The organism is Pseudoduganella sp. UC29_106 (assembly GCF_044055365.1).
Classification (GTDB): Bacteria; Pseudomonadota; Gammaproteobacteria; order Burkholderiales; family Burkholderiaceae_D; genus Rugamonas.
Genome location: NZ_CP171977.1, coordinates 4595706 through 4622403 on the forward strand (window position 1 = coordinate 4595706; position 26698 = coordinate 4622403).

24 protein-coding genes, 9 pseudogenes and 1 riboswitch are annotated in these 26698 nt (G+C 63.1%); of the genes and pseudogenes, 14 read left to right on the top strand and 19 right to left on the bottom strand.

The genetic code is table 11. The features are described from left to right. Nucleotides 1-248: 248 nt before the first annotated feature. From ompR to ACHMW6_RS23005, 5 genes and pseudogenes are all read left to right on the top strand, one after another. Nucleotides 249-949, top strand: a pseudogene (ompR, locus tag ACHMW6_RS22985) (two-component system response regulator OmpR). Between the two features lie 192 nt (nucleotides 950-1141). After that, nucleotides 1142-1431, top strand: a pseudogene (locus ACHMW6_RS22990) (two-component sensor histidine kinase); the annotation flags it as partial. Nucleotides 1432-1470: 39 nt separating this feature from the next. Then, nucleotides 1471-2382: an ATP-binding protein gene (locus ACHMW6_RS22995; protein ID WP_395408691.1), complete on the top strand. Its 912-nt coding sequence runs from the start codon at nucleotides 1471-1473 to the stop codon at nucleotides 2380-2382. Nucleotides 2383-2413: 31 nt separating this feature from the next. Next, nucleotides 2414-2632: pseudogene (locus ACHMW6_RS23000) on the top strand (pyridoxal-phosphate dependent enzyme); the annotation flags it as partial. Between the two features lie 88 nt (nucleotides 2633-2720). Next, nucleotides 2721-3242: pseudogene (locus ACHMW6_RS23005) on the top strand (pyridoxal-phosphate dependent enzyme); the annotation flags it as partial. A gap of 221 nt (nucleotides 3243-3463) precedes the next feature. On the opposite strand, the gene ACHMW6_RS23010 reads toward ACHMW6_RS23005, so the two are convergent. The 8 genes and pseudogenes from ACHMW6_RS23010 to ACHMW6_RS23045 form a co-directional block, all read right to left on the bottom strand. After that, the gene (locus ACHMW6_RS23010) at nucleotides 3464-4138 is read right to left on the bottom strand and encodes a S8 family serine peptidase (protein WP_395400217.1); all 675 of its coding nucleotides are present in this window, start codon (nucleotides 4136-4138) and stop codon (nucleotides 3464-3466) included. 34 nt (nucleotides 4139-4172) lie between these two features. Then, nucleotides 4173-4310: pseudogene (locus ACHMW6_RS23015) on the bottom strand (serine protease); the annotation flags it as partial. Between the two features lie 297 nt (nucleotides 4311-4607). Beyond that, nucleotides 4608-4853, bottom strand: coding sequence for a hypothetical protein (locus ACHMW6_RS23020; protein ID WP_395400219.1), 246 nt, complete (start codon nucleotides 4851-4853; stop codon nucleotides 4608-4610). A 484-nt stretch (nucleotides 4854-5337) separates the two neighbouring features. Further along, the gene (locus ACHMW6_RS23025; protein ID WP_395400221.1) at nucleotides 5338-5781 is read right to left on the bottom strand and encodes a hypothetical protein; all 444 of its coding nucleotides are present in this window, start codon (nucleotides 5779-5781) and stop codon (nucleotides 5338-5340) included. A 153-nt stretch (nucleotides 5782-5934) separates the two neighbouring features. Then, on the bottom strand, nucleotides 5935-6219 hold the full coding sequence (locus ACHMW6_RS23030; RefSeq protein ID WP_395400223.1) for a hypothetical protein: 285 nt from the start codon (nucleotides 6217-6219) through the stop codon (nucleotides 5935-5937). Between the two features lie 496 nt (nucleotides 6220-6715). Next, the gene (locus ACHMW6_RS23035; protein WP_395400224.1) at nucleotides 6716-7099 is read right to left on the bottom strand and encodes a hypothetical protein; all 384 of its coding nucleotides are present in this window, start codon (nucleotides 7097-7099) and stop codon (nucleotides 6716-6718) included. A 322-nt stretch (nucleotides 7100-7421) separates the two neighbouring features. Continuing rightward, entirely contained in the window at nucleotides 7422-8195 is a 774-nt protein-coding gene (locus ACHMW6_RS23040) for a LacI family DNA-binding transcriptional regulator (protein ID WP_395400226.1), read from the bottom strand. Then, nucleotides 8126-8299: a LacI family DNA-binding transcriptional regulator gene (locus ACHMW6_RS23045; RefSeq protein ID WP_395400228.1), complete on the bottom strand. Its 174-nt coding sequence runs from the start codon at nucleotides 8297-8299 to the stop codon at nucleotides 8126-8128. The genes ACHMW6_RS23040 and ACHMW6_RS23045 overlap by 70 nt, the downstream gene beginning before the upstream one ends. A gap of 114 nt (nucleotides 8300-8413) precedes the next feature. Here ACHMW6_RS23045 and ACHMW6_RS23050 point away from each other — a divergent pair. Continuing rightward, nucleotides 8414-9219 (top strand): annotated as a pseudogene (locus ACHMW6_RS23050) (NAD-dependent epimerase/dehydratase family protein). Here ACHMW6_RS23050 and ACHMW6_RS23055 read toward each other — a convergent pair. Beyond that, entirely contained in the window at nucleotides 9194-10177 is a 984-nt protein-coding gene (locus ACHMW6_RS23055; protein WP_395408692.1) for an aldose epimerase family protein, read from the bottom strand. The pseudogene ACHMW6_RS23050 and the gene ACHMW6_RS23055 sit on opposite strands and share 26 nt — an antisense overlap. 305 nt (nucleotides 10178-10482) lie before the next feature. Between ACHMW6_RS23055 and ACHMW6_RS23060 the strand changes: the two genes are divergently transcribed. The 4 genes and pseudogenes from ACHMW6_RS23060 (at nucleotide 10483) to ACHMW6_RS23075 (ending at nucleotide 13418) form a co-directional block, all read left to right on the top strand. Beyond that, nucleotides 10483-10953: a VOC family protein gene (locus tag ACHMW6_RS23060; protein ID WP_395400230.1), complete on the top strand. Its 471-nt coding sequence runs from the start codon at nucleotides 10483-10485 to the stop codon at nucleotides 10951-10953. Nucleotides 10954-10964: 11 nt separating this feature from the next. Then, nucleotides 10965-11396, top strand: a complete 432-nt coding sequence (locus ACHMW6_RS23065) for a YciI family protein (RefSeq protein WP_395400232.1) — start codon at nucleotides 10965-10967, stop codon at nucleotides 11394-11396. A 42-nt stretch (nucleotides 11397-11438) separates the two neighbouring features. After that, nucleotides 11439-12128 (top strand): YciI family protein, encoded by a 690-nt coding sequence (locus ACHMW6_RS23070; protein WP_395400234.1) that lies wholly within the window; start codon nucleotides 11439-11441, stop codon nucleotides 12126-12128. Beyond that, nucleotides 12125-13418 (top strand): annotated as a pseudogene (locus tag ACHMW6_RS23075) (RNA polymerase sigma factor). Before ACHMW6_RS23070 ends, ACHMW6_RS23075 begins: the two are co-directional and overlap by 4 nt. A 78-nt stretch (nucleotides 13419-13496) precedes the next feature. Here the strand turns inward: ACHMW6_RS23075 and ACHMW6_RS23080 are convergent. The 3 genes and pseudogenes from ACHMW6_RS23080 to ACHMW6_RS23090 all read right to left on the bottom strand — a co-directional run bounded on the left by ACHMW6_RS23080 (nucleotide 13497) and on the right by ACHMW6_RS23090 (nucleotide 14851). Continuing rightward, nucleotides 13497-13907: a GFA family protein gene (locus tag ACHMW6_RS23080; protein ID WP_395400236.1), complete on the bottom strand. Its 411-nt coding sequence runs from the start codon at nucleotides 13905-13907 to the stop codon at nucleotides 13497-13499. Between the two features lie 5 nt (nucleotides 13908-13912). After that, the gene (locus ACHMW6_RS23085) at nucleotides 13913-14371 is read right to left on the bottom strand and encodes an immunity 26/phosphotriesterase HocA family protein (RefSeq protein WP_395400238.1); all 459 of its coding nucleotides are present in this window, start codon (nucleotides 14369-14371) and stop codon (nucleotides 13913-13915) included. A 37-nt stretch (nucleotides 14372-14408) separates the two neighbouring features. Further along, nucleotides 14409-14851, bottom strand: a pseudogene (locus ACHMW6_RS23090) (hypothetical protein). Between ACHMW6_RS23090 and ACHMW6_RS23095 the strand changes: the two are divergent. Together ACHMW6_RS23095 and ACHMW6_RS23100 are read left to right on the top strand one after the other, a co-directional pair. Next, complete coding sequence (locus ACHMW6_RS23095) at nucleotides 14817-15974, top strand: iron-containing alcohol dehydrogenase (protein WP_395400240.1); 1158 nt, start codon at nucleotides 14817-14819, stop codon at nucleotides 15972-15974. The pseudogene ACHMW6_RS23090 and the gene ACHMW6_RS23095 sit on opposite strands and share 35 nt — an antisense overlap. Nucleotides 15975-16070: 96 nt before the next feature. Next, a riboswitch (TPP riboswitch) is annotated at nucleotides 16071-16166 on the top strand. A gap of 53 nt (nucleotides 16167-16219) precedes the next feature. After that, nucleotides 16220-18307: a TonB-dependent siderophore receptor gene (locus ACHMW6_RS23100; protein ID WP_395400242.1), complete on the top strand. Its 2088-nt coding sequence runs from the start codon at nucleotides 16220-16222 to the stop codon at nucleotides 18305-18307. Nucleotides 18308-18407: 100 nt separating this feature from the next. Here ACHMW6_RS23100 and ACHMW6_RS23105 read toward each other — a convergent pair whose 3' ends face one another. The 3 genes from ACHMW6_RS23105 to pnuC are packed head-to-tail and all read right to left on the bottom strand — an operon-like array spanning nucleotide 18408 to nucleotide 20269. Then, the gene (locus ACHMW6_RS23105) at nucleotides 18408-19136 is read right to left on the bottom strand and encodes a hypothetical protein (RefSeq protein ID WP_395400244.1); all 729 of its coding nucleotides are present in this window, start codon (nucleotides 19134-19136) and stop codon (nucleotides 18408-18410) included. 3 nt (nucleotides 19137-19139) lie between these two features. Beyond that, nucleotides 19140-19655 carry an AAA family ATPase gene (locus ACHMW6_RS23110; RefSeq protein WP_395400246.1) on the bottom strand — a complete coding sequence of 172 codons (516 nt, stop codon included), beginning with the start codon at nucleotides 19653-19655 and terminating at the stop codon, nucleotides 19140-19142. Further along, nucleotides 19652-20269: a nicotinamide riboside transporter PnuC gene (gene pnuC, locus ACHMW6_RS23115; protein ID WP_395400248.1), complete on the bottom strand. Its 618-nt coding sequence runs from the start codon at nucleotides 20267-20269 to the stop codon at nucleotides 19652-19654. The genes ACHMW6_RS23110 and pnuC overlap by 4 nt, the downstream gene beginning before the upstream one ends. A gap of 1295 nt (nucleotides 20270-21564) precedes the next feature. On the opposite strand from pnuC, the pseudogene ACHMW6_RS23120 reads away from it, so the two are divergent. Together ACHMW6_RS23120 and ACHMW6_RS23125 are read left to right on the top strand one after the other, a co-directional pair. Beyond that, a pseudogene (locus ACHMW6_RS23120) lies at nucleotides 21565-22068 on the top strand (alpha/beta hydrolase family protein); the annotation flags it as partial. Nucleotides 22069-22093: 25 nt separating this feature from the next. Next, nucleotides 22094-22351, top strand: a complete 258-nt coding sequence (locus ACHMW6_RS23125) for an alpha/beta hydrolase family protein (RefSeq protein ID WP_395400250.1) — start codon at nucleotides 22094-22096, stop codon at nucleotides 22349-22351. Nucleotides 22352-22383: 32 nt separating this feature from the next. On the opposite strand, the gene ACHMW6_RS23130 is transcribed toward ACHMW6_RS23125, so the two are convergent. The 4 genes from ACHMW6_RS23130 to ACHMW6_RS23145 all read right to left on the bottom strand — a co-directional run bounded on the left by ACHMW6_RS23130 (nucleotide 22384) and on the right by ACHMW6_RS23145 (nucleotide 26627). Then, on the bottom strand, nucleotides 22384-24516 hold the full coding sequence (locus tag ACHMW6_RS23130; RefSeq protein ID WP_395400252.1) for a S46 family peptidase: 2133 nt from the start codon (nucleotides 24514-24516) through the stop codon (nucleotides 22384-22386). A gap of 68 nt (nucleotides 24517-24584) precedes the next feature. Then, complete coding sequence (locus ACHMW6_RS23135) at nucleotides 24585-26174, bottom strand: PAS domain S-box protein (protein ID WP_395400254.1); 1590 nt, start codon at nucleotides 26172-26174, stop codon at nucleotides 24585-24587. Then, on the bottom strand, nucleotides 26116-26391 hold the full coding sequence (locus ACHMW6_RS23140; protein WP_395408693.1) for a PAS domain-containing protein: 276 nt from the start codon (nucleotides 26389-26391) through the stop codon (nucleotides 26116-26118). The genes ACHMW6_RS23135 and ACHMW6_RS23140 overlap by 59 nt, the downstream gene beginning before the upstream one ends. A gap of 59 nt (nucleotides 26392-26450) precedes the next feature. Further along, the gene (locus ACHMW6_RS23145) at nucleotides 26451-26627 is read right to left on the bottom strand and encodes a hypothetical protein (protein WP_395400256.1); all 177 of its coding nucleotides are present in this window, start codon (nucleotides 26625-26627) and stop codon (nucleotides 26451-26453) included. Nucleotides 26628-26698 lie beyond the last annotated feature (71 nt).

Below are 26698 nucleotides of genomic sequence, written 5' to 3' on the forward strand. Positions count from 1 at the left end.
CTTACTGCCATCTGGTATAAGCTTTACTTCTATGACCGCAGTGTATGCGGCTTTACCCGGCACTGTAATAGACAGGGGGTAAAGTTTGTAACAATGTGTAATGCCTTTGTGCGGGGGTATTCCCTCGGGCGTTAAGACGTTACCATAGCGACATAGTTTTTGACAATTGCGATAGTCTTATGACCAACACTTCTCCGGAATCCGGCAACACCGCGCCGGCAAACCAGCATGGCCACGCGGCCAAGATCATGGTGGTGGACGACGACGTGCGCCTGCGCGACCTGCTGCGCCGCTACCTGACCGAACAAGGCTTCAACGTCGTCACGGCGGAAAACGCCACGGCCATGAACAAGCTGTGGCTGCGCGAGCGCTACGACCTGCTGGTCCTGGACCTGATGCTGCCGGGCGAAGATGGCCTGTCCATCTGCCGCCGCCTGCGTGGCGCCGGCGACCAGACCCCGATCATCATGCTGACCGCGAAGGGCGAGGATGTGGACCGCATCGTCGGCCTGGAAATGGGTGCGGACGATTACCTGCCCAAGCCTTTCAACCCGCGCGAACTGGTGGCCCGCATCGGCGCCGTGCTGCGCCGCAAGCAGCCGGACGAAATCCCGGCGCTCCTTCCGAGACCCCGCAAATCTTCGAGTTCGGCCAGTTCGTGCTGGACCTGGGCACGCGCACCCTGAAGAAGAACGGCGAAACCGTGCCGCTGACCACGGGCGAATTCTGGTGCTGAAAGTGTTCGCCCGCCATGCGCGCCAGCCGCTCTCGCGCGAGAAGCTCGATGGAACTGGCTCGCGGCCGGGAATACGAAGTGTTCGACCGCAGCCTGGACGTGCAGATCTCCCGCCTGCGCAAGCTGATCGAACCGGATCCATCGAGCCCGCTGTATATCCAGACCGTATGGGGCCTGGGCTACGTGTTTATCCCGGAGGGACAGCCGCGATAACCCGCGCCGCGGCGGTTCGATTCACCACCGCCGCGTATGGCGGATCATCGACTCCGCCGTCCATGCTCCGCCGATAACACCAAATGAAAAATGCGCCTCCCCCGCCTCAACTGGTTCCGCAGCGGCCTATTCTGGCGCACCTTCCTGCTGCTCAGCGTCCTGACCACCCTGAGCATGTCCGCCTGGATCGGCATGATCAGCCTCGTGCAGCGCGAGCCGCAGGCGCAGCAGACCGCCGCGCAAGTGATTTCGGTGGTCACCATCACCCGCGCCGCCCTCACCCACTCCGCGCCCGACCTGCGGCGCGAGCTGCTGTTCGAACTGGTATCGAATGAAGGCATCCGCGTGTTCCCGATGGAGGACACCGACCAGGTCGATCCCCCGACAGACAATGGCCTGATGCCGGACATCGCCGCCATCGTGCAGGCCAAGCTGGGCGCCGACACCCGCTTTTCGGCGCCGTCAACGATGTCCCCGGTTTCTGGGTCAGCTTCAAGATCGACGATGACCGCTACTGGCTGATGCTGGAACGCGAGCGTCTGCAAGGGCCGGTGCAGTGGCTGGGCTGGGCCGGCGTGGTGTCGCTAGTGTCCCTGCTGGGCGCGGCGCTGATTTCCAGCCTGATCAACCTGCCGCTGAAACGCCTGGCCGCCGCCGCCACCGCCATCGCCCAGGGACGCCGTCCCGATCCCCTGCCGGAACAGGGTCCGCGCGAAATCCGCCAGGCCAACCGCAGCTTCAACCAGATGGTGGACGACCTGGCGCAGCTGGAGTCCGACCGCGCCGTGATCCTGGCCGGCATTTCGCACGACCTGCGCACGCCGCTCGCGCGCATGCAGCTGGAAGTGGAAATGGCCCGCCTGAGCAACGAGGCGCGCGAAGGCATGCAGTCCGATATCGCGCAGATGGACGCCATCATCGCCCAGTTCCTCGACTATGCGAAACCGACCGAAGCCTCCAGCTTCATCAATGTGGACATGGGCGCCCTGCTGGATGAAACGGCGCACGAGGCGAGCCGTCTGCCGGACGTGAAGGTCAACACCGAACTGTCCGACCGCTGCCACATCCTCGGCAACTCGACGGACCTGAAGCGCGTGATCAACAACCTGGTCGAGAACGCGCGCCGCTACGGCAAGACGCCGGGCACCGACGTGGCCGAGATCGACATCCGCTGCAGCGTCAAGGGCATGCACACGGCCAAGCGGGTCATTGTCGAGGTCCAGGACCATGGCGTGGGCGTGCCGGAAGAGCAGATTGGCCAGCTGCTGAAACCCTTCACCCGCCTGGACACCGCGCGCAGCCAGGCCAACGGGGCCGGCCTCGGCCTGGCCATTGTCGACCGCGTGCTGCAGCGCCACGGCGCCGAGCTGCACCTGGCCAACCGCGATGGCGGCGGCCTGGAATTCAGGATTACCCTGCCCGCCATCGCCTGAAGTGCTGAGCAGTGGAAGGCGGAGGTGCACCATGAACGTCCGCCACGGTTTCGCTGAAACGATCGGCAATACGCCGCTGATCCGCCTGACCCGGCTGTCCGAAGAAACGGGCTGCAATATCCTGGGCAAGGCGGAGTTCCTCAATCCCGGCGGGTCGGTCAAGGACCGCGCGGCCCTGGCCATCCTGCAAGCGGCCGAAGCGTCCGGCGCGCTGCGCCCGGGCGGCACCGTGGTCGAAGGCACGGCCGGCAATACCGGCATCGGCCTCGCCCATCTGTGTGCGGCACGCGGCTACCGCTGTGTGATCGTGATTGCCGGAAACGCAGTCGCCCGAAAAGATGGACCTGTTGCGCACCCTCGGCGCCCGAGGTGCGTCCCGTGCCCGCCGTCCCTTACGCCAATCCGGCAATTACCAGAAGGTCGCGGGACGCTTGGCCGAAGAGCTGCCCAACGCCATCTGGGCCCGGCAGTTCGACAATACCGCCAACCGCGATGCCCATTACCACACCACCGGTCCCGAAATCTGGCGCGATACGGGCGGGCATATGGATGCCTTCGTGTGCGCAGTGGGTACCGGCGGTACACTGGCGGGCGTGTCGCGCTACCTGAAGCAGCAGAAGCCGCGCGTGCGCATCGTGCTGGCCGATCCTTATGGCAGTGCCTTATACAGCTATGTGAAGACGGGCCAGCTGGTCAGCGAAGGCAGCTCGATCACGGAAGGCATCGGCAATAGCCGCGTGACCGCGAACCTGGAAGGCGCCGTTATCGACGATGCCTTGCGCATCGATGATCAGACTTGCGTGAACATGGTCTATCGCCTGCTGCGCGAGGAAGGCCTGTATGTTGGCGGCAGCAGCGGCATCGACGTCGCCGCCGCCGCCGAACTGGCGCGCCAGCTAGGGCCGGGCCATACCATTGTACCCTCCTGTGTGACCGCGGCGGCATTTACGCGGCCCGGCTGTTCAACCCGACTGGCTGCGAGAAGAACCTTACTTCTTCATGAGCTATGGGCAGGGGCAGACCTTGCGGACCGCCCGTGCACGTTCAGGCGCCCGTGGCCGATACTGGTCGTTGCGGCCGTTCACGTATGGGTATGGACCAACCTGATGGCCGTGCTGCACAGGATCTGGCGGACGCGCGCTTCCGTCAAGCCGGGATTTGCACTGAGCAGCAATGCAGCCGCACCCGCCACCAGCGGCGTGGACGACGACGTCCCGTTGAACTTCGAGTAGTAATGGCCCCGCCTGGTTGTAGCCGCCCGCCCATGATCCGTGGTGTAGTTCTGCACGCCCGGCGCACTGATATCGACTTCCGGACCGAAGTTCGAGCCCCACCAGTACTCGCCATCACTGCTGGTTTTGGTCTTGAATTCGTCCTTCTCGTTGGTGGCGGAAACGGCCAGCACGTTGGGCAGCTTCGCCGGGAAAGAGACCGGCCCCGAGCCATTGCCCGCAGCGACCACGATCACACATCCCTTGCCCTGCCGGCCCAGGATACGTGCGCGCTCGAAGGCCAGGATGATCGCATTCGACGGCGCCCCGCCACCCCAGCTGTTGCTCAGCACATCGGCGCCGTGCTGCCAGGCCCAGTCGACCGCGCGGGCAATCACACCGTTGGTGGTGACCCAGCCGCTGTTTGGCCCGTTGGAGTATGCGATACGCACCGCCAGCAGCGAGCACCCTCCGGCCACGCCGCGGATGCCTTTCAGGTTGTCGGCGTCGCCGCGGCCAGGCCGCGCAGGCGGTGCCGTGCCCATCCCAGGCATTGGGTTCCTGGTAGTTGTCGTTATCGCAGCCGTTATAGCCGCCGACGATGGCGTGCTTGAGGTCCTCGTGCCTCGTATCGACACCTTCATCCAGGATGGCGATCTTGATGGCCTGGCTGCCCGCGCACGCACTTCCACGCCTGCTGGCCTTGATCAGCGTCATCGCATACTGCTGCCCGAGCAGCGGGTCGAACAGCGGCGCACCGGCAGCTGTACCGGCGGGAATGGAATGGGCTGCAGCACCGGCGGGAAGTTGGGCGGCAGGCCCTGCGCACCTGGCGCCCGCTGATTGAGGCTCGCAAGCTGTCCGGCGCCATTAATGGTCACGCGGGTATTCCCGCTTTACATGCGGATGCCCCAACCCGTTCCCGGATATCGATGGTCAGGTCATTGGGCAGGTTCGAGATGCCCGCCGGCCGGCGCATCGTCATACAAAGCCGGGTCCTGGAGTTCCTCCGTTTCAGCGGTGGGCACGTTGACGTCGGAAGAATGCTTGAGGGCCGAATCGAAGCCGATGTCTGACGAAGTCCGGCTCCGCGTAGGCAAATTGGGGCTGGCCCGCCAACTCCTGGGCGACCTGCAGGGGATCGACATCTTCCGCCAGGTGCACGGTGAATTCGCCGTTGCCGCGCGATTCGATGTCGGTGGTTTTGTATTTCTTCAGCAGCGCTGACGGCTGTTTGTCGTGGTCCTTCAGGCCGATCACACGCGGTCTGTGGCAAGCACGTTGACATCGCCCAGCCTGAACACGGGCGTGGTGCGCAGCACCCGCGCGGGCGGAATCATCGGAAGGCGCCTGCTGCTCAATCCTCTGCGCTATGGGCCCCGATTCATCATCGTCCTGTGTCTGTCTTCAGCACGGTAAATTTTTCGTTAGGGACTTCAAAGCGATCGCTGAAGTCCGCGCCGGCGCGCCGCGCCAGGTTCGCCCGCGCACTATGCGGCGCGGGCTCGGTGAATCGTACTGCTACCAGATTGTTCTGCTCTTCCAGAGTGACGGTTTGGCCTGCGACCTGATATTGGTATGCTATGCACCCCTCGTTTGGGCAAATTAGTGACCTGCCAAAGTGCCTCGTGAGCACTTCAGCGCCATCTACAGCCTGACAATTGTGCGCCCGGTTTTTAACCGACAATCTCTCGCAAACTCACATACGCCACGTCCGCAACAGTAGCGAAATTGAAGCGTCGGCTCAGCGGTAGCGCAAGCTCCAGGTGACGGTGAGGGGCTTGTCCATCGTGAAGGCGCCGCTGGTGCGACTGACCACGCTGCGCATCGCGCCATAGGGCGCCTTCCATCCATCGTTGCCGTCCGTAGCCGCTACGGTGCAGCCCTGCAGCCCTTCCACGCTGAATTCCGTTACATCGCCCTCGCCAAAGCGCACCGTGTTGCCGTCCGCGCGCCCGGCCGAGGAGAACGAGCCGAACTCCAGCGACAGGCGCCTGACCTCCTGGCCGCCCTGCGGTGTGTAGACATCCTTGCGCACGATGCGACCCGGCTCCAGCGTGTACTCGGTCTGTACGCGGATGCGCGCATCTTCTGCGGCGCGCCCTTGCCGAGGCGATCCAGCTTCATCCTGCCGATAGCTGACGTGTAGCGCTGCCCGTCCTGCGCTGGTCCGAGATCCTTGATCCACGCCGTGGCCAGCAGCTCGCTGCCGTCGGCCATGGTGAACTTGGGCAGCAGCTGCGGATGCGCAGCGCCGCTGTCCGCCACGCCGGACACAAGCCCCGGCGCAAACGGCAGCGGGTAATAAGGACTGTTCGCGTGCTCCCCGCCCCGCCGTTGATCATGGACAGGCTGACACATGTCCCTTGTCCCGATAAACGGCCAGCGCGCGGTCGTATTCACCCTTTGCATACGTGGTCAGGCTGAAGCGCGGCTGCGTGCGATCGAGCCAGGCTTGCAGGTCCTGGCGCGGCGCCTTGTCCTCCATGCCGGCCATATTCCACTGCTCATTGGTGAAGATCAGCTGATGCAGCAGCGAGAAATTCTCGCCGAGGATGCGGTGCTTGCCGCGGTAAGCGTCCGTGCGGCGCCCCTGGTTCCACATATCGACGGAGCGCAGCTGCATCGACGCATCCATACAGCGCTGCGCGATGCGCGAAGAGTAGGCGTAAGCGCATCCTTCTCCTCCGGCGTGAGCACGCCCAGGTAGCCGGAGATGGACAGGATCTCCAGCATCGCCGTTTCGCCATACGGCCCCAGGCTGCGGCCGAAACTGCAGCCCTGCCCCTTGGAATTGGCGACATTCAGCGCCAGCGTTGCAGCCTTGCGCAGCATGGCCTTCAGGTCCGGCGTGACTTCCAGGCCCGTCTCCACGTAACGCTCGCAAATCTCCGCAATCAGCAGGATGCTGTAACGGTCGAAATGCCCTTTGCCGGCCGTTTCGTCGCTGAAGCCGTACTGGCCCGACAGGCTGCGTAGCGCTTGAGCATCTTGTCCATCAGGACCCTGGACGTGCTGTCATCCTCCCATCCCAGCAGCATACGCAGGCGTGCGATGCTGAAGGCCACGCCGTAAGTAATTGGTCGGCAGGTTGATCAGCTCCCGCACTCCGGCTGGCGGTACTAAATGGCGCCAGATCCAGCTTCTCGCGCAGCTTCGCCAGCGCTCTCCCGCGGGCTCACCGCCTGCTCCAGCAAGCCCGCCTGCTTCAGGCGGTACAGCGCGCCGAGATAGTAGTAGATGCCCCGAGGTGTGATTGCTCGTCCACGCCGAAGGCAAGGCTCCGCGATGGCGCGGTAATCGGCCAGGCGCTGCGACAGGCGCGGATCGCCTTTATCCATATGCGTCAGCAAATATAGCCGAGGCGCTGCGGCGATCCTCCCGGGCAGGAATTTGTCGCCGCTCTTGAACGGCGCCGAGCCGTCGATGACCAGTCCTTCCTTCTCCTTCACCAGCAGATCGAAGAAGTATTCGAGCTGGCCGTATGCATTGTGCCTGGACGACAACGGTTCATCGGCGCCGGCGCCTGAACCTGCGCCTGCACGCTTGTGCTGGCCAGCGCGATCACACGATTGCGGCCAGCGGCTTGCGAGCCTCCGCCGCTCTGATCATTATTTACGCCTTTGTTAAACGTTTAACCTGATGGTAGTGGAGTTTGCGGAAAAGGTAAAGTGGTCTTTGCGGTATGCGAGGCCGACCGGCCTCAGTTGGCCCCCGCATGGTCGAAGCGTGCAGCACCAGCTGCGGGTTGATCACCGTGAAAGTGATCGACATCCTTGCCATTGATGATGGCAAGCGATCTTCTCCATCGCCGCCATGCCCATGCGCTCACTTTGCAGGTCGACCGAAGTCAGTGCGGGTGAGGTGTAAGTCACCGTACTGGATATTGTCGAAGCCCGCGACCGAGATATCGGCCGGAAGGCGGAAACCCAGGGTCTGCGCGGCCTTCATGAAGCCCAGCGCCATCAGGTCGTTGCAGCAGATGAGCGCATCTGGATGCTCGGCGCCCAGCATGATGGTCGAACACAGGCGCTCCCCTTCCGCGGCGGAAGGCTGGGCCGCCTCAAGCACGGCCAGCTCCATGCCATGCGCCAGCAGGCAATCGCGACGCCGCCCCATGCGCTCCGCATCGCGGCGCGACCTGGGGGAAACCCATATAGGCAAAGCGCTTGTGCCTGCCTTGCGTGACCAGGTGGCGTGCTGCCATGAGCCGCCGCGGGAAATCGTCGCTGGCGACGGTAGGCAGCTGGATGTGTTCCAGCTTGCCTGAAGATGACGAGCGGATGATCCAGCTCCACCAGCCAGTCCATTTCGCTTTCCTGCATACGCGTGAAGATGATCATGCCGTCCACGCGGCGGCTCGAGGGCTTCCAGCAACTTGGCGCTCGCGGCCGGATTTTCTTCCGTGTCCACCAGCAGCAGCGTATAGCCGTGCGCCTGCGCGACGCGGTTGGCGCCCTTGACGATACTGGAGAAATGGGGATTGGCGATGTCCAGCACGGCCAGGCCGACCGTCTTCGTCTTCCCCGTAATCATGGACTGCGCCATCGGGTTAGAGCGGTAGCCCAATTGCTTGATGGACTGTTCGATCTTCGCTTCCACGGCCGGTGAGAACGCTGCGTCCCGTTGATGAACTTGGACACGGTGGCGGTCGAGACGCCCGCAGCAGCTGCTACATCGCGAATCGTGGAAACGGTTTTCTTCATTGTTATAGGTCCGTTGGTTTGGGAGCCGATCTTAACACGCTGGAGAAGCGATTGACTCGCAAAAAATTTCCGATATACTTCGGTTAAACGTTTAACTTATCACGGAAAAACCACATGAGCAAACCCTTCAAACGATTGCTGCTGACCGGAGCCGCCGGCGGCCTTGGCAAAGTCCTGCGCGAACGCATCAAGCCTTGGGCGGACGTGGTTCGCCTGAACGACATTGCGGACATGGGCGCAGCTGCCGAGGGCGAGGAGATCGTCCAGTGCAACCTGTCCAACCGCGAGGCGGTGATGTCGATGATGCAGGGGTGGAGGCCGTGCTGCACTTCGGCGGCATCTCGGTGGAAGACAAGTTCGAGCCCATCATGCAGGCCAATATCCTCGGCCTGCACCACCTGTATGAAGCCGTATATAAGGCCGGCGTAAAGCGCGTGGTGTACGCCAGCTCCAGCCACACCGTGGGCTTCTACCCGACCACGCAGCTGGTCGATGCGGACATGCCTCTGCGCCCTGACGGCTTCTACGGCGTGAGCAAATGCTTCCGGCGAAGCCCTGTCGCGCTATTACTACGACCGCTTCGGCATCGAAACGGTCTGCCTGCGCATCGGCTCCTCCTTCCCCGAGCCGCGCAACCAGCGCATGATGACCACCTACCTTGCCTACGACGACCTGGTGGAACTGTTGCGCTGCGCACTGTTTACGCCGCGCGTCGGCCACACCATCACCTTTGGCACTTCGGACAATGCCACGCGCTGGTGGACAACCGCAAGGCTTCCCACCTCGGCTACAAGCCCAAGCTCAGCTCCAGCGAATTTGCCGGCCGCTTCCCGGACAGCGCCGAACGCCCTGCCCCGGACGATCAGACTTCGATCTTCCAGGGCGGGCCCTTCGTCACCGCCGGTCCGATGTACGACTGAAGCTGAACACCGTCACCGACCGGAATTCCTCGCCCGGGCGCAGCACCGTGGTGGGGAATTGCGGCTTGTTCGGGCTGTCGGCGAGGTGCTGGGTTTCGAAGGCAAAGCCGTCGTAGCGTTCATACGCCCTGCCCTCGGCGCCCATCTCGCTGCCATCGAAGCCGTTGGCGGTATAGAGCTGCGCCGACGGCTCGGTGGTGCTGACCTCCATCCGCCGCCCGCTTTCCAGTTCGTCGATCACCGCCACGCGCGCCAGCGCGCCGGCAGGCTTGCTGAACACGAAGCCGTGGTCGTAGCCGCCTTCGAGCCGCCCCGCCACACTGGCCGCCCGGCGAAAATCGAGCGCCGTCCCCGCTACGTCCGGCAAACCGCCGGTCGGCACCTTCTTGCCGTCGGCCGCCACATAGCGGTCCGCATCGATCTGGAAGCGATGCGAGGCGAGTCCGCTGCTGCCCGCCCCTGCCAGGTTGAAGTAGGCGTGATTCGTCACATTCAGCACCGTCGCCGCATCGGAGCGCGCGACGTACTCGATGCGGAACTCGTCCCGCTTGCGCATCAGGCGATAGGTCACGGATAACTCCAGCCGCCCCGGCATGCCCTGGTCGCCATCCGGGCTGACCAGGCGGTACGTTGAGCCCACGGACTCGCGGTCCGCAAAATCGGTGCGCGCCCACACACGCCGGTCGAAGCCATCCGGATCGCCGTGGATGGCGAGGCCGTTGCGGTTCGGCGTGAGCGTGTACTCCTTGCCGTCCAGCGTGAAGCGCGCGTTGCCGATGCGGCCCGCGTAGCGCCCCATCACCGCGCCATAGCGGCGATTCGAACGCATATACGCCGCCAGATCGGGCGCACCCAGGACAATGTTCGCGCGCTTGCCGTGACGGTCGGCGACCGTGGCGGCGACCAGGATGGCGCCGTAGTCGATATAGGAGAGCTGCATGCCGCGGTCGTTGCTCAGCGTTACGCGCTCGACGGGGGGCGCCTGCTGGGGTTACGCCATACGCCTCGGCACGGATGCCGGACGCCGCGGAAGTGCCGGCGGCAAGCACAAAACCCACGGCATAAAGCTGGTGTCTGCCACATCGTGGCAGACACCTGTTTTTGGTCTCGGTTTTAATCATGCCAGTCATCGTACAACCATCCCGCCGCGTCGCAAAAATATTTTTGCAAACCCTGTCGATCTGGCATTCGCCCACCCGTCGTGGGATATGGAAGCCGCAAAAACGAGGGCGTCCAATTTCCTCAACACAACGGAGATTAACCATGAGCGTGAAACCAATTCCAGAAGGCATGCACACCCTGACCCCGCACATCATCTGCGAAGGCGCAGCGGAAGCGATCGAGTTCTACAAGAAAGCCTTCAACGCCGTCGAGGGAGGCCGCATGCCGGGCCCGGGCGGCAAGATCATGCACGCGATGCTGAAGATCGGCGACTCAAACCTGATGCTGGTGGACGACTTCCCTGAGTGGGGAGGCTTCGGTCCCAAGCACCTGAAGGGCACGCCGGTGACCCTGCACCTGTATGTGAACGACGTGGACGCCGCCTTCAAGCAGGCAGTCGATGCCGGCGCCACCGCCAAGATGCCGCCTGCGGACATGTTCTGGGGCGACCGCTACGGCCAGGTCATCGATCCGTTCGGCCACAGCTGGTCGCTGGCTACGCACAAGCGCGATATGACGCCTGAGCAGATGCAGGAAGAAATGATGAAGCAGACCCCGGGCTGCGGACAATAAAGGAGCCTGCCATGCGATTCATGATCATCGTGAAGGCCAGCCCCGAATCCGAGGCAGGCAAGATGCCCAGCACCGAACTCCTGACGGCGATGGGCAAGTACAACGAGGAGCTGGTCAACGCCGGCGTGCTGCTGGCGGGCGAAGGGCTGCATCCTTCCTCGCGCGGTGTGCGTGTCCACTTCTCGGGCACCAAGCGCACCATCGTCGACGGTCCCTTCTCCGAAACCAAGGAGCTGATTGCGGGCTTCTGGCTGATTCAGGTAAAGTCTCTGGAAGAAGCCATCGAGTGGGTCAAGCGCTGCCCCAATCCGATGGAGAGCGACAGCGACATCGAAATCCGCCAGGTCTTCGAGGCCGAGGATTTCGGCGCCGAGTTCACGCCTGAACTGCGCGAGCAGGAACAACGCATCATGGCCAAGGCGGCCGAGCAGCAGCGCCATTAATGGTTGGCGGGCCGGGAGGCCCGCCTCTTTAAAGGACAAGCCATGCAATACATGATCTTGCGCCGTGCCGACCACACGTCGGAAACGGCAGACTTCCCGTCCGCGGAACTGAAAGCAGCCGTGCCGAACGGGAAGTGGCTGGAGCATAGTGCCGGCGCCGTGCGCATGAAGCGCAGCGACGGCGAGTGGAGCTTCAGCGAAGGCCCCTTCGACGATGTCGCCGTCGCCGGCTTCATGATGGTCGAAGCGCCGGACCGCCGCGCCGCCGAGGCGCTGGTGAGCAAATGGCCGGGCGCCGATGCCGAAGGCGAAGCCGTGCTGGAAGTGCGCGAGGCGGGCTGCCCCGGCGGCTGCGTAGGCTTCGATACGGGCGCCGCGCCGCAGAAGACCGGCTACGCCATCCTGCTGCGTTCCGATGAAGTGAACGAAGCCGATTTCGCGCCCCCCGCCGAAATCATCGACATCATGAACCGCGCCAACCGCGCCGCCATCCAGGCCGGCACCGCGATCTCGGGCGAAGGCCTGAAGTCCACCGCCAAGGGTTCGCGCGTGAAGTTCAGCGCCGGCAAGCCGCTGGTGGTGGACGGCCCCTTCGCCGAAGTGAAGGAACTGATTGCCGGCTACTGGCTGATCGACGTCGCCTCGCTGGATGATGCCATCGCCTGGGTCAAGGCCTATCCCTACCCCAATGTGGGCACCATGGAAGTCGAACTGCGCAAAGTCGCGCTGTGAAGGCGGACGCCACCCACCGCGCGATCGAGGCTGTCTGGCGCATCGAGTCAGCCAAGATCATCGCGGTGCTCACGCGCATGCTGCGTGATGTGGGCCTGGCCGAGGAAATGGCCCAGGAAGCCCTCGTCAGCGCGCTCGAAACCTGGCCTGAAAACGACCCCGGACCGTCCCGCGGCCTGGCTGATGACGGCCGCCAAGAACAAGGCCCTGGACTTCCTGCGCCACAAGAAGCTGGAGCAGGACAAGGAAGCCGAACTTACCTACGAAATCGAAGGACTGCTGGAAGACGCGGCGCCCAACCTGGAACGCACGCTCGACGACAATATCGGCGACGACCTGCTGCGCCTGATCTTCATTTCCTGCCACCCGGTGCTGTCGATGGAAGCGCGCGTGGCGCTTACCCTACGCCTGCTGGGCGGCTCACCACGGACGAAATCGCGCGCGCCTTCTTCGTGGCCGAGCCGACTGTCGCCCAGCGCATCGTGCGCGCCAAGCGGTCGCTGAGCGAGGCCCAGGTGCCGTTCGAAGTACCGCGCGGACAGGAGCTGGTGGAGCGGCTGTCCGCCGTGCTGCAGGTGATCTACCTGATCTACAACGAGGGCTATTCGGCCAGCGCGGGCGCGGACTGGATGCGCCCGGCCCTGTGTGAGGAAGCGCTGCGCCTGGGACGCATCCTGGCCGAGCTGGCGCCCGGCGAGCCGGAAGTCCACGGGCTGGTGGCGCTGATGGAAATCCGAGTCCTCCCGCGCCCGCGCTCGCACGGATGCACAAGGCAATCCGGTGCTGCTGCTGGACCAGGACCGCTCGCGCTGGGACCAGTTGCTGATCCGCCGCGGCTTCACGGCGCTGGAACGCGCGGCGAAACTGGGGCGGGGGTTGGGTCCGTATGCGCTGCAGGCGGCCATCGCGGCTTGCCATGCGCGGGCCCGCACGGCCGGGCAGACGGACTGGCAGCAGATCGCGGCTTTATACGAGGCGCTGGCGGGGCTGCAGCCTTCGCCGGTGGTGGAGTTGAATCGCGCAGTGGCGGTGTCGATGGCCTTCGGGCCGGCGGCGGGGTTGGAGCTGGTCGATGCGCTGATGGATGAACCGGCGCTGAAGAATTACCACCTGCTGCCCAGCGTGCGCGGGGATTTCCTGTATAAGCTGCGGCGCTTTGGGGAGGCGCAGGCTGAATTCGAGCGGGCGGCGCGGCTGACGCAGAATGACCGCGAACGCATCCTTCTTATGGCACGCGCCGGGGGCCTGCACGCAGGCGGCGGATCAATGATCCGCCCTACGCCCATCTAGTCGCCCAAATCCCAATGACCCGCGACAGGGACCTGGTGTCTGCCACATCGTGGCTGCCACCAGCTTTCGGGGTGGTTTCTAAGCGCTTTCAAGCGCCCCGTCGCCACGCGTGCGCAGATAGCGCGGCAGCTGGTCCCCCAGATGCATCCAATGCAGGCGATTCTCGGAAAACGTATGATCCTCCGGCGGCAGCTGTTCCGGATCATCCAGCGTAGCGGTGGTGATATCGATTTCCTCCGGCGTGCGCGCGTCCGCAAAGGTCAGCTGGGTGCCGCATTGCGGGCAGAATTGGCGCGTGATGCCCGGGCTCGACGCATATGACACCGGCGTGCCTGCAAACCGCACCCCCGAGCGCCGCACGCTGAACCAGGCCACGGCGGGCGCGCCGGCCGCGCGGCGGCACATGGAACAATGACACAAGGTGCTGTGGAAGGCCGGGCCCTCCGCTTCATAGCGCACCGCCCCACACAAACAGCCGCCCCTGTACATGATGCCTACTCCAGAAGTTTAGTCATCAGCAGCTCGGTCGAACCGTAGCCGTACAAAGAATCGCTCTCCAGGCCCTGGGTTTCATAGGGCACGGACACCTCGCGTTCCGGCTTGGCCGGATCGTCCGCATACGTAGCCTGCCAGGCGCGCTTCAGCGCGTCGGCTCGTCGGATGAACATGGGCACGGGCCAGTCCTCGCGCCGGTAGTTCACCATATTGCCGATCACCGGCCAGCGCCCGTTCGCCACGGCCACATCGCCGGTGCGGATAACCTTGAGCGCATCAGCCGGCTTCAGCTCCTGGACGTCGGCCAGGGTCGGCAGCGTCCAGTGCGTGGGGCCAAACAGGTAGGCCAGCATGACCTTGCCCTGCGGCGACAGGCGCGCCACCAGTCCGGTGGCGTAACCGCCGTTTTTTAAGGGAATGGCAAACCAGCTTCCTTCCCGGTACGGCTGCAACTTCATTCACATCCTTTCAGTGCGCGCCACACCGTTCCGCCTACTAATCGTAGTGGAACTGCGCAGCGATGGGACCCGCCTTGAACAGCGCTTCCTTCATTTCCTTGTCTAGTTTTGGATCACGGCGGCGTACCCACTCCAGCAGCATCGCAATATGCTTGCGCGTGCCGTCCCGTTGGCTGGCCATGACCAGCTTCAGCTCCGGTCCGTGCAGACTTCGATGCGCTGGTTTTGCAAATCCAGCATTTCTATCTTTTCGCTGAGCGAGGTGAGCGCACGGTGCATGTCCAGCACCTGGGCGTTCAGATAGTCGCGCGGTTCGACAACGTGTTCCTGCGTCATTCCAGTCTCCTTAGGCATGCGGGTACACGCATTGTCTGCCTGCGGCGCGGATTTCTCAAGTGTAGCCGGTCGCCGGCAAGGGTGTCGCACGGAACGTATAATCCCCTGCATGAACAATTTTGAATACCTGAATCCGACCCGCATCCTCTTCGGCGCGGGCCAGATCGCCTCCGTGGCGAACCATATTCCACCCACCGCCCGTGTGCTGATGCTGTTTGGCGGTGGCAGTATCAAGGCTAATGGCACTTACGACGAAGTCAAGGCCGCACTGGCCGGCCATTTCGTGGTCGAATTCGGCGGCATCGAACCCAATCCGCATTATGAAACGCTGATGCGGGCTGTGGAGCTGGTCAAATCCGAGAAAATCGATTTCCTGGTGGCCGTGGGCGGCGGTTCCGTCATCGATGGCAGCAAGTTCGTGGCCGCGGCCGCCGTTTTCGATGGCGAACCGTGGGATATCCTGGCCAAGGGCGGCAAGGTCGTCCAGGGCGCCCTGCCCTTCGGCGCCGTGCTGACGCTGCCGGCCACCGGTTCCGAGATGAACAGCGCCAGCGTGATCACCCGCGCCGCCACCCGCGAAAAGCGCGCTTTCGCCAGCCCGCACGTGTATCCGCAGTTCTCCGTGCTGGATCCGTCCAAGACCTTCACCCTGCCCCTGCGCCAGGTCGGCAACGGCGTGGTCGACGCTTTCGTGCACGTGATGGAGCAGTACATGACCTATCCGGCCGACGCGCCGGTGCAGGACCGCTTCGCCGAAGGCCTGCTGCTGACGCTGATCGAACAGGGTCCGCGCGTGCTGGCTGCGCCGGAAGACTTGTCCGTGCGCGCCAACATCATGTGGACAGCCACCATGGCGCTGAACGGCCTGATCGGCGTGGGCGTGCCGCAGGACTGGTCCACCCACATGATCGGGCACGAGCTGACGGCTTTGTATGGCCTGGATCATGCGCAGACGCTGGCCGTTGTGCTGCCGGGCATCCTGTCCGTCAAGCGCGAGGCCAAGCGCGGCAAGCTGCTGCAGTATGCCGAGCGGGTCTGGGGCCTGCGCGAGGGGTCGGAGGATGCGCGGATTGACGCGGCCATCGAGCGCACGCGCGCCTTCTTTGAACAGATGGGCGTGCCTACGCAGCTTTCCTCCTACCAGCTCGACGCCTCCGCCATTGACGCTGTGGCCTCGGCCCTGGAGGCTGGCGGCCTCGTCAAGCTTGGCGAGCACCGGGACGTGACGCCATCCGTCGCACGCGCTGCACTTCAACTCAGCCTTTAAACGCTTTGGGGTCAGGCACGAAATGGAACATGAGCCCGCTTCGGGAAGCGGGCTCATGTTCCATTTCGTGCCTGACCCCATTGGTGTGATAGAATCCGCCATCGCTAGGGGTCCTGGGCTTTGCCCGGGTGAGAAATACCCTCCGTACCTGATCTGGATAATGCCAGCGAAGGAAAGCGCAAAGTTGTCTGAACCCCTCCTTTGAGTGCTCCCGAGTTGGTCGTCAAGAACCATAAGAGCACAACATGAATCAATCCCGCACCGCCCTGACCGCCATCGCGCTGGCTGCCGCGCAGCTTGCGAACGCACAGACCACTGAAACGAAGATGACCGAAGTGGTCATCACCGCCAACCGCGCCATCGCCGAACGCTCCTCCGTGGCGGGCTTTTCCGACGCGCCGCTGATCCAGACTCCAGCCTCCGTCAGCGTGATCACGCGCGAGCAGATGCAGGATCTGCAAATCCGCAGCACCACCGACGCATCGAAGTACGACGCCAGCATCGGCGACGCCTACAATGCCGTCGGCTACGCCGAGCAATTCTCGATCCGCGGCTTCAAGCTGGATAACGCCAGCTCCTACCGCAAGGACGGCCACGCGATTTCGGGCGACACCCAGATCCCGCTGGAGAACAAGGAAAGCATCGAAGTGCTGAAGGGCCTGTCCGGCCTGCAGATGGGCGTGTCCGCGCCGGGCGGCATCGTCAACTACGTGACCAAGCGTCCGACCGAGAACACGCTGCGCTCCGCGCTGTTCGAAGTGAGCGAGCGCGGCACGCTGTACGGCGCCCTGGACCTGGGCGGCCGCTTCGAAGACCGCCGCTTCGGCTACCGCATCAATGCAGCCGGCGAGCGCCTGCGCTCCTACGTCAAGGGGGCGGACGGCCACCGCTCCTTCATCTCCGGCGCCTTCGACTGGCAGATCACGCCACAGGCGCTGCTGCAGATCGATGCCGATTACCAGAACAAGTCCCAGCTCACCGCGCCCGGCTATCAGCTGATCAGCGGCTTCAAGCTGCCTGATGTCGATGCCGACGTGCTGCTGAACGACCAGCCCTGGGCCAAGCCGGTGAAGACCGAGTCCAGCAACTTCGGCGCCACCTTCAAGTACCAGTTCTCGCCGGACTGGCAGGCGACGGTGTCGGCCAACCAGCACATCTTCAAGCGCGATGACTACACCGCCTTCCCTTACGGCTGCAGCAGCGAAGAGCTGTGGCCAGGCTTCTGCGCCAATGGCGACTACGACGTCTACGATTACAAGAGTCTGGGCGAAGAGAAGAAGCCTTTCTCGGCGCGCGCGCAGATCCACGGCAAGTTCGCGACCGGCGCCATTCGCCATGAGGTGACGGGCGGCCTGTCCTTCTTCCGCAACAAGGAAAGCTGGGGCGATTACCAGTATGACTGGGCCGGCGTTTCGAATATCTACCATCCTCTCGTGGTCGCCCCCGTGCCAGGCACCAGCGGTCCTGTTTCCGTGCGCCGCCATGACACCGAACGTGCCGTCTACCTGCAGGATATCGTTGGCCTGACCAACGACCTGGCCCTGCATGCCGGCGCGCGCTATGTGCAAGTGAAGCGCGATGAAGTGGGCGTCGAGCCGTCGAGCCACAACTTCTGGCTGCCGAACGTGGCGCTGGTGTACAGCCCGCGCGCCGACCTGTCGGCCTACGCTTCGTACTCGCAGGGCCTGCAGCACGGCGGTGTGGCGCCGATCGAGACCACCAACCAGAACCGCGCGCTGGAGCCGGGCAAGTCCAAACAGGTGGAAGTGGGCGTGAAGACCGTTATCGGCGGCATCAGCGCCACCGCTGCGCTGTTCCAGATCGAGCAGGGCCTGGAGTATATCGACACCTCCAACACCTTCGTGCGCAATGGCCAGGAGCGCCATCGCGGACTGGAACTGTCGGCACAGGGCAAGGTGACGAGGCAGCTGAACGTTGGCGCCTCCGTAGCCGCGCTGCACACCGAGCAAAGCGGCACCGGACAGGACTTCTACGATGGCAAACGCGTGACCAATGTGCCGGCCTTCCGTTCTTCCGTATTCGCGGATTACGCCGTGGCTGAAGTGCCTGGCCTGAAGCTGGATGCAGACTGGCAGTTCGCGGGCAAGAAGGCTTTCGACGCGATGAACACGACCTTTGTGCCGAAGTATCATGTGCTGAATCTGGGCGGTTCCTACGCCACCAAGGTGGGCGGCATGCCGCTTGTGGTGCGCGCGCAGGTGCGCAATGCGCTGGATAAGTTTTACTGGCGTGATGTGACGCCGGATCTGGGGGGGTATCTGTTCCCGGGGGCGCCGCGGACGTTCCGGCTTTCGGCGCAAGTCGACTTCTGATCACACACGGCGGATCAATGATCCGCCCTACAGCCCCTGCGGGGCCAACTCATCGACGGTGCGTAGGGCGGATCGTTTTGATCCGCCGTGCGTGCGTCGCCTAGAAAATATACTGGACCCGCATCGAGAAGGTCTTCGCCGGCCGGTTCGAATTCTGGCCAATCAGATACGCTGCTTCGTACTTGATCTGATGCCCGTGCGGGCCTGCGTCGACGTAACCGAAAACGGCCGGCCCCGCGCGGTGCGATTGACGGCCTTGCGGCAGCCATTCATTCCACTTCCCCACTTCGCCAAAGCCCTGCAAGCCCGGCTGCAGCCAGCTTTTCCAACGGTGCTTGATCTGCCACTGGTAGACCAGTTCCGTGTCGTTCTTCTCGCCGTTGTCGAACTCGCGCTGGAAGAAGACGTTGAAGTTGAACTGAGTGCGCCAGTACTCCGTCTGGAACACCGGTCCAATCTCCACGAAATAGCCGTCGGCGCGGTCGCGCGGGCGCTCGATGACGGTGTGCAGCGCCACGTCCCAGTTGTACTGGCCTTGCGTGAGCAGGAAATCGTTCTGCCATTCGACGCCCGTATAGCGCGTCTGCTTGCCACCGATCTGGAACCAGCTAGCGCTCAATTCCGTGTACCAGCGCGAAGTGACGCCGTAGCTGAAGCCGATTTCCGGCGCGGCGCGCGTGGCGCGGTCCTTGAAGTGGGCATTCCAGTATTTATAGTCGACTGCCGCCTGTCCCTCGACATCGTAGACAGACACCAGGTAGTAGCCGGTCTCGGCGCAGGCAAATTGCGGAAGCAAGGCAGCGAGCGTCGCGATCAGCGTTTTCTTCATGCGTTATGTTCCAAGCAGTTGTTTAACCTGTTCTATGCGTTCATCGAGCGGACCGTGGATGCGCGAATAAGGGATCGCACGCGCCGCCAGTTCCTCATGCAGGATCTCGTGAATAATACCGCCTACATCCTCAGGTTCGCGATGCAAACCATCAGGAATCCATGGAATATCGTGGTCGCAGACCAGGGTAATGTCGTATTGGCGCGACGCTAGCAACGTGGCGAGATCATCCTGCAAGCGTCCAAAGTAGTGGCGGCTGTACACGGCCGTCATCAGCGGCGTGGTGTCGCAGAACAGGAAGCGCCCGCCCTGTGCGGCAATTGCGTCCTCGCGCGCAGCCTGCGTGGTCGCTATGTGGATCTGGTCCTCTTCGACAGGCACGCGCTGTTGCTGGTCGACGAACTCCCGCAAGTACTCGGGCACCCACAGCGCGCCGTACTCCTTCGCCAGCGCCTGCGCCAGCGTGGTCTTGCCGGACGCCGGGCTGCCCACCAGGGCAACACGGAAAGGCGTCCTCATTTCAGCACCATCGCCTGCGCATCATCGTATGACGAGCGCTGCCAGGCACGCAGGCCGGCCATGGCCATCAGCACGAACATCCCGTACAGCACGGCCGTCAGCATCAGGCCCTTGTGGATGTAGAGCGCCACGTAGAGCACATCCACGATGATCCACACATGCCAGTTCTCGATCTTCTTGCGCGACAGGAGGGCCTGGCCAACCAGGCTGCCGGCGGTCAGGAAGCCGTCCGCATGCGGCACGTCGGTGTCGGTGAAGGACTTCAGGAACCAGGCCAGGAACAGATAACCGCCCGCCCAGGCCAGGCCCGAAGCGATGCGGCTGCGCGCATCCAGCACGCTCACCGGCAGCGTGTGATCCTCGCCCGGGCCATGCAGCCACTGATACCAGCCCCAGAACGACACGGTGATGAACACCAGCTGCAGCGCCATATCGCCATACAGTTTCGACTCGAAGAACACCACGCCGTACATTGCCGACGACAGGATCGCGAACAGCCACGCCCAGTGGTTCTGGCGGATATTCAGCCACACCGTCGCAACCGACAGCGCAAAAGACAGGATCTCCAGCGGCGTAGTCGTCGCCAGGCCAAACAGCGAAAGGGATTCGTTCATAGGACAGGGGCTGGGGTAACGCGCGATTATGACACGGCTGCAAATTCTCACCAAATATTGCAATTGAGAAATATTACTTCACATGCTAGCATTTTGTGCAATAACATTTCAGGAGAATTTGCATGCGTTTAGCCGTCCTGGCAGCCTGCCTGGCCGCCGCTCTGCCCTGCGCCGCCCAAACTGCGCCTGGCGCCCCTCCTCTCGTGCCGGCCGCCAGCTTTGCTTCCCTGGACCAGTTCTACAATCCGCGCATGTCGCCCGAAGGCAAACATCTGGCCGTCACAGTCCGCACGCCGGTCGGCAAGCGGCTCGTCCCCATGGTTACCTTCTACAGCCTGCCCGACCTCAAGCTGGAAAGTACGGTGCGCCTGAAAGCCTTCGAAGTGCCCGCCGATTACTACTGGGTCAGCGACACCCGTATCGTGCTGGAGAAGGCGGAGGAAGTCGGCACGCGCGAGAAGCCTTTGCTGACGGGCGAAATCATGGCCATGGACTTCAACGGCACGAAGCAGGAGTACCTGTACGGCTACGACATGTTCAAGTACGCGACCAGCAACCGGCACGACGATGATTATGGCAACGGTTATGTCAGCCGGATTCCGGAACCGAACAATGGCCACGTGCTGGTCAGCAGCCAGTTGTGGCGCGTCGAACGGTCCACGCTGATCGACATCGATTCGCGTACTGGCATCCGCAAGGAGCGCGCCAGCCTGCCAATCGCCCACATGCGCTTCATCACGCAGTGGGACGGCACGCCGCGCTTCGCCTACGGCTACAAGGAAGACAATCAATTCGTCCTGATGCGCAACAATGGCACTGAGGGTAACTGGAACACGGTCGATCCCTCGCGCATCGGCAGCGAGCTGCGCCCCATCACCATTTCGGCGGACAACCACGAATTCATGGCCTTCCATTCCGCAAGGGGCGAACCGGAGGCCGTCGTCCGCGAAAACCTGGCCAGCGGCGAACGCCGTACCGTCGCATCGGATCCGAACGGTACGCTTGGCCTCATGTACGGCACGCATGCCGACCTGCCCATTGCCGCCACTACGCGAACTGGGCGCCCTCGCGTAATCTATTTCGATGAGAATGATGCGGACGTCAAGCTGCACAAGACCCTGAGTGCGCAGTTCCCGGACAGCATGGTGTTCTTCATCGACTCCACCAGTGACGGCAGCAAGCTGCTGTTCTCGGTCCGCAGCGACAGGGATCCCGGCGCCTACTATCTGTTCGACCGCAAGACCAATCGCGCCGACATGCTGATGCTGGCGATGGAACAGATCGATCCAGAGCAGATGGCAGAGCGCCGCCCCATCAGCTTCAGAGCGCGCGACGGCCTGGTGCTGCACGGCTACCTGACGATGCCGAAGCATGCGCCGCAGCAGAAATTGCCACTGGTGCTGATCCCTCACGGCGGCCCGCACGGCCCCTTCGATTCCTGGTACTTTGATGCGGATGCGCAGTTCCTGGCCTCGCGCGGCTATGCCGTGCTGCAGGTGAATTTCCGCGGATCCGGCGGGCGTGGTCCGGCCTTCGAAACGCTGGGCTTCCGCCAGTGGGGCGGCAAGATCATGAACGACCTGGTCGACGGTGTGAAATGGGCCAGTGCACAGGGCGAAATCGATGGCAAGCGCATGTGCGTGTACGGCGGCAGTTTCGGTGGCTATGCGGCGCTGATGCTGGCTGCACGCGAGCCGGATCTGTTCAAATGCGCAATCGGTTATGCAGGCGTGTACGACCTGCCCTACCTGTACCAGGAAGACCGCGCCCGCACCAACATCCGCAGCAAGGGCTGGCTGCAAAAGTTCATTGGCGAGGACAAGGATGAACTGGAGCGCTTTTCCCCCCGTGCGCCAGGCCTCAGGCATCAAGGCTCCGGTATTGCTGATCCACGGCGGCAAGGACAAGGTCGCGCCGAAGGAGCACGCTTTCCGCATGCGCGATGCGCTGGCCGCGGCGGGCAAGGCGCCGGAGTGGATGTACATCGACTATGAGGGGCACGGTTTCTACGACACAGAGAACTCCATCGCCATGTACCAGAAACTTGAAGACTTCCTGAAGCGCCACATCGGCGCCAAATAAAAAACGGGACCGCGAAGGTCCCGTTTTTTTAATTACTTCTTAGGATACTTGATCTTCATTTCCTGCAGCAGGTTGTCGGCATGGTCGACTTCCTTCATGACCCACAGCATGTAGCGGATATCCAGGTGGATGGCGCGGGTGATCTGCGGGTCGAAGTACCAGTCCTTGGTGATGGACTCGTAGGTCGAATCGAAGTTCAGGCCGATCAGCTCGCCGCGTTTGTTGACGATAGCGGAGCCGGAGTTGCCGCCGGTGGTGTCGGCACTGGACAGGAAGTTGACCGGCACGGTGCCCAGCACCGGGTCCTTGAACACGCCGTAGCGCTTGCCCTTGACCGCTTGCAGCAGTGCGGACGGCGCATTGAACGGCTCCTTGCCGGTGTGCTTCTCGACGATGCCTTCCACGGTGGTGAACGGGCCCTTGGTCACGCCGTCACGCGGCGAGTAAGGCGCCACGGTGCCGTAGGTCACGCGCAGGGTGGAGTTCGCGTCCGGATACACAGGCTTGCCCTGGGACTTCTTCCATGCGATCACGGCGCCCATGTATTGCGGGATCACCTTTTCCAGGTTGCCGTCCACTTCCTTGCGGCGGTCTTCCAGCGACTGGCCGACGGCGTTCAGCTTGACCGCCAACTTGATGCAGGGGTCGTCGGACTGGGTAAAGGCTTCCACATCCTTGTCCATCAGCGCCAGGCGGGTGGCGGTGTCGCCCAGCTTCGAAGCGCTGTACAGCGCGGGCACGTCGGCAGCGACAGGCAGCAGAGCGTCCAGGCCTTGCGGATGGGCCTTCAGCTTCGCGTAGCGCTGCAGGCCGGCCGCATAGCGCGCCTGGTCCACGGAGCCGACATAGGATTGTTCCAGGCGGGCCAGGCGCGCCTTGATGAAGCTCACGTCGCGCTGCTGGTAGCCGGATTCACGCTCGGCGTCCGGCTTCTTGCGCTGCAGCGCCAGGCGGTACAGGGTGCGTGCGCTCTTGAACAGATCGCTGTTGGTCGCCACGTTCCAGGCGAATTCCTCGTCGGACAGCGCCATGTCGGCCGCGATCACGGCATCCAGTTCGGCCAGCATGGACTTCGACACGCCAGGCTGCTTCGCGTACCAGGCGCGGAAATCGGCATCCTGCACATCCTTGATGGCGGCGATGTCCTTGCGCGCGAAGCCGTCCAGCAGGCCCTGGGTCTTCTTCATGCGGTTGTTGATGGACTTGACCACGGACGCATAGCGCACCACATTGCCTTCGTTGCCCTTGGTGGCGGCATCAATGGTATCCAGGTCGGCCTGGAATTCGGCCACTTGCTGCGGGTAGCTCAGGTCGCGCGCGTAGCGGATCTCGGACGGCAGCTTGTAGCGGCTGGTGCGGCCCGGATAACCGGCCAGCAGGATAGGATCGCCATTCTTCAGGCCTTCGGCGGACACCACCAGGAAGTCCTTCGACTTGTATGGCACATTGTCCGGCGACGGGTCGGCAGGCTTGCCATCCTTGCCCACATAGGCGCGCAGGAAGGAATAGTCGCCGGTATGGCGCGGCCACTCGTAGTTGTCGATATCGCCGCCGTAGTTGCCGATGGATTCAGCCGGAGCATACACCAGGCGCACGTCGCGGATCATCATCTGGCGGATGCGGTAGTACTCGGCGCCGCGGTGGAAGGCCGGCACGGAGCAGCGGTAGCTCTTGTCGGTTTCGCATTCGGCGATCAGGGTCTTGATGCGCGATTCCACGGCTTCATGGCGCGCGCGGCCGGACAGCTTGTCCAGGCCTTCCAGCACGCGCGCCGTCACGTTCTCCACCTTGTCGGTCACGTACACGTGGGAAGTCGGGCCGCCCGGCAGTTCCTCGGCGCGGGTTTTGGCCAGGAAGCCGTTGGCAATGTAATTCTTTTCAGCGGTCGAATTGCGCTGGATGGCGCCATAGGCGCAGTGGTGGTTGGTCACCACCAGGCCATCAGGGGACACGAAGGAGGCCGAGCAGCCGGCCAGCGAGACGATGGCGCTCATGGGATGCTTCGACAGGTCGGCCAGCTGTTCGGCCGGAATGGTGATGCCGATGCGTTTCAGTTCCGCCTTCAACTGCGGCAGCTGGTGCGGCTGCCATTGGCCTTCGTCGGCGTGTACGGATGGGTACACCGCCAGCAGCATGGCCGGGATGATAAGATTTTTGATCAACATAGTCCCCTGTTATGGAAAAAGCCCCGGCAGTATAAGGCTTAAGGGGAACCCTGACTATGGACGAACTGTCAACCAGGCGGCAGCGGGAGGCGCACGGACAAGCTCGTCCCACCACCCGGTTCATAGTCATGCAGATGCAGCACGCCGCGCAGCGCATCCACCCGCTCGGCGATGCCGATCAGGCCAAAGGAACCCGGTTTATTGCGGTTCTGGGGCGCGATGCCGATGCCGTTATCCTCCACCGACAGCGTGATCTCATCGCCCTGCTCTTCAAGCGCCACTTCCACATAGCTGGCCCGGGCATGGCGCAGTACATTTTGCAGGGATTCCTGCACGATGCGGAAGAGCACTATGCCAGTTTCATTGTCGACGCGGGAAAAGATCATGTCGCGCGGCATGCGCAGGCGGCAGTCAATGCTGCTGCGGTTGCGGAAATCGTTGACCAGCCATTCCAGCGCCGCCGCCAAGCCCAGGTCCAGCACGGCGGGACGCAAGTCGTTCATGATGCCGCGCACGCTGCGCAGCGTGGCATCGATAGTGGAAAGGGCCGCTGTCACGCGCTGGCCCAGGCGTGTGTCACGATGGCCGACGCGCGCGTGCAGCTGCGAGATATCCATGCGCAGCGCCAGCAGGTTCTGTCCCAGTTCATCGTGGATTTCGCGCGCGATGCGCTTGCGCTCTTCTTCCTTGACCGAGGCCATATGGGCCGAAAGCTGGCGCAGCTGGCCGTTCGCATGCAGCAGTTCGGCCGTGCGCTGCACCACGCGCACCTCCAGCTTGTGGTGCAATTCCTGCAGCGCGTGTTCTGCCTGGCGGCGCTGGCTGATGTCGGAGAACACCGCCACCACGCTGTTCACATTGCCATCCGAGCCCATCATGGGCCGCAGCGACAGCGAGGCGATGAATTCGGAACCATCACGCCGGCGCGCCAGCAGCTCGCCCTGCCAGCTCACGCCCGCCAGCACTTCCGCCCACAGCGTGCCATAGAACTCCGGACGCTGGCGCGGATGGCGCAGCACGCGCAGGGGCAGCCCCTGCGCCACCGACGCCGGATAACCGGTGATCGCGCTGAAGGCAGGATTGACGGACTGGATGTGGCCCGACGGATCAATCATCACCACGCCTTCATCCAGGTTGTCCATTACCACGAAGGCGCGGCGCAGCGCAGTTTCGCGCGCCTGCCATTCAGTGATGTCGCTGACGATGACGCGGATCACCTTGTCCGCAGCGTCATAGTTCGCTTCCAGGCGGATGCGGCCTGCGCCCACGCCATCGAACAGGTGCGCTTCCATCACGGCCGATTCGCCGTCCAGCGGTATATGCTCCAGGAAGCTGCGCAGGGCCGGCTGGCTTTCCGGCGCCACGAAGCGCTCGAAGGGCTCGCCCTGCAGGCGCACGCGCTCGGACTGCAGCAGCCCGGCGGCGGCGCGGTTGGCGCCAACGATACAACCTTCCGGCGACAGGGACAGGTAGCTGACGGGCGCCTTGTCGTACAGGCCCGCATAACGCTGCAAGCCCTCTTCCACCTGCCGCTTTTGCAGCTCCAGTTCCGCCAGCGCCGCGCTCTGGATTTCGAGCTCGATCTGGCTGACCTGCAGCTCATGCCATTGCTTCAGCATGTCCGTCTGGGCCGCAGTCTGGGTGGGAACGATTTTCATTGCGCGATATTTTGGCCGCCTCCGCCGGGGGCATCCGGCACGCCTCCAGCGACTTCAGCTCGGTAAGATTGATGAAAGTGGCCACCCGCCCGTCGATCACATTAGCTAACGTCCGGTAAGGAACGATGCGCACCATGAACCAGCGGCCGTCGCGGGTCGGGATCTGTTTTTCACAGGATACCAGAGTCCGCAGCCCTTCCAGCGCATCCTTTTCCAGTCAAGCACAAGCCAGGTCGTTGACGATATCGCCCAGCGAGCGGTCCAGGTCGGTTGGGATCAGCTTTTACAAGTTTCCATACCGATCTCGCACCCTGGCTCAATTTTCTCCAGCAATGCCGCCAGCCACTCGGCTCTACGCAGCTTCTTACGCCAAACAACCTTTTCGCAACGATTTGCACCGTGGACCTGAATGACGTTCTTGGCTAGGTCGACGCCGACGCGAACAATCTTCATGGTGGACTCCTTCTCCAAACTGGTTGTGTGAAAACTCCAGTTCAGGCGCCGAGGCGCTTATTGGAGAGAAG

Bases quoted from the DNA above. Each gene is read 5' to 3' on its own strand.
- ACHMW6_RS22995 (WP_395408691.1), top strand. From the start codon at position 1,471: ATGCTGGAACGCGAGCGTCTGCAAGGGCCGGTGCAGTGGCTGGGCTGG.
- ACHMW6_RS23010 (WP_395400217.1), bottom strand. From the start codon at position 4,138: ATGGGCACGGCACCGCCTGCGCGGCCTGGCCGCGGCGACGCCGACAAC.
- ACHMW6_RS23030 (WP_395400223.1), bottom strand. From the start codon at position 6,219: ATGCAGCTGCGCTCCGTCGATATGTGGAACCAGGGGCGCCGCACGGAC.
- ACHMW6_RS23045 (WP_395400228.1), bottom strand. From the start codon at position 8,299: ATGAAGAAAACCGTTTCCACGATTCGCGATGTAGCAGCTGCTGCGGGC.
- ACHMW6_RS23060 (WP_395400230.1), top strand. From the start codon at position 10,483: ATGAGCGTGAAACCAATTCCAGAAGGCATGCACACCCTGACCCCGCAC.
- ACHMW6_RS23065 (WP_395400232.1), top strand. From the start codon at position 10,965: ATGCGATTCATGATCATCGTGAAGGCCAGCCCCGAATCCGAGGCAGGC.
- ACHMW6_RS23070 (WP_395400234.1), top strand. From the start codon at position 11,439: ATGCAATACATGATCTTGCGCCGTGCCGACCACACGTCGGAAACGGCA.
- ACHMW6_RS23080 (WP_395400236.1), bottom strand. From the start codon at position 13,907: ATGTACAGGGGCGGCTGTTTGTGTGGGGCGGTGCGCTATGAAGCGGAG.
- ACHMW6_RS23085 (WP_395400238.1), bottom strand. From the start codon at position 14,371: ATGAAGTTGCAGCCGTACCGGGAAGGAAGCTGGTTTGCCATTCCCTTA.
- ACHMW6_RS23095 (WP_395400240.1), top strand. From the start codon at position 14,817: ATGAACAATTTTGAATACCTGAATCCGACCCGCATCCTCTTCGGCGCG.
- ACHMW6_RS23100 (WP_395400242.1), top strand. From the start codon at position 16,220: ATGAATCAATCCCGCACCGCCCTGACCGCCATCGCGCTGGCTGCCGCG.
- ACHMW6_RS23105 (WP_395400244.1), bottom strand. From the start codon at position 19,136: ATGAAGAAAACGCTGATCGCGACGCTCGCTGCCTTGCTTCCGCAATTT.
- ACHMW6_RS23110 (WP_395400246.1), bottom strand. From the start codon at position 19,655: ATGAGGACGCCTTTCCGTGTTGCCCTGGTGGGCAGCCCGGCGTCCGGC.
- pnuC (WP_395400248.1), bottom strand. From the start codon at position 20,269: ATGAACGAATCCCTTTCGCTGTTTGGCCTGGCGACGACTACGCCGCTG.
- ACHMW6_RS23125 (WP_395400250.1), top strand. From the start codon at position 22,094: ATGAACTGGAGCGCTTTTCCCCCCGTGCGCCAGGCCTCAGGCATCAAG.
- ACHMW6_RS23130 (WP_395400252.1), bottom strand. From the start codon at position 24,516: ATGTTGATCAAAAATCTTATCATCCCGGCCATGCTGCTGGCGGTGTAC.
- ACHMW6_RS23135 (WP_395400254.1), bottom strand. From the start codon at position 26,174: ATGAAAATCGTTCCCACCCAGACTGCGGCCCAGACGGACATGCTGAAG.
- ACHMW6_RS23145 (WP_395400256.1), bottom strand. From the start codon at position 26,627: ATGAAGATTGTTCGCGTCGGCGTCGACCTAGCCAAGAACGTCATTCAG.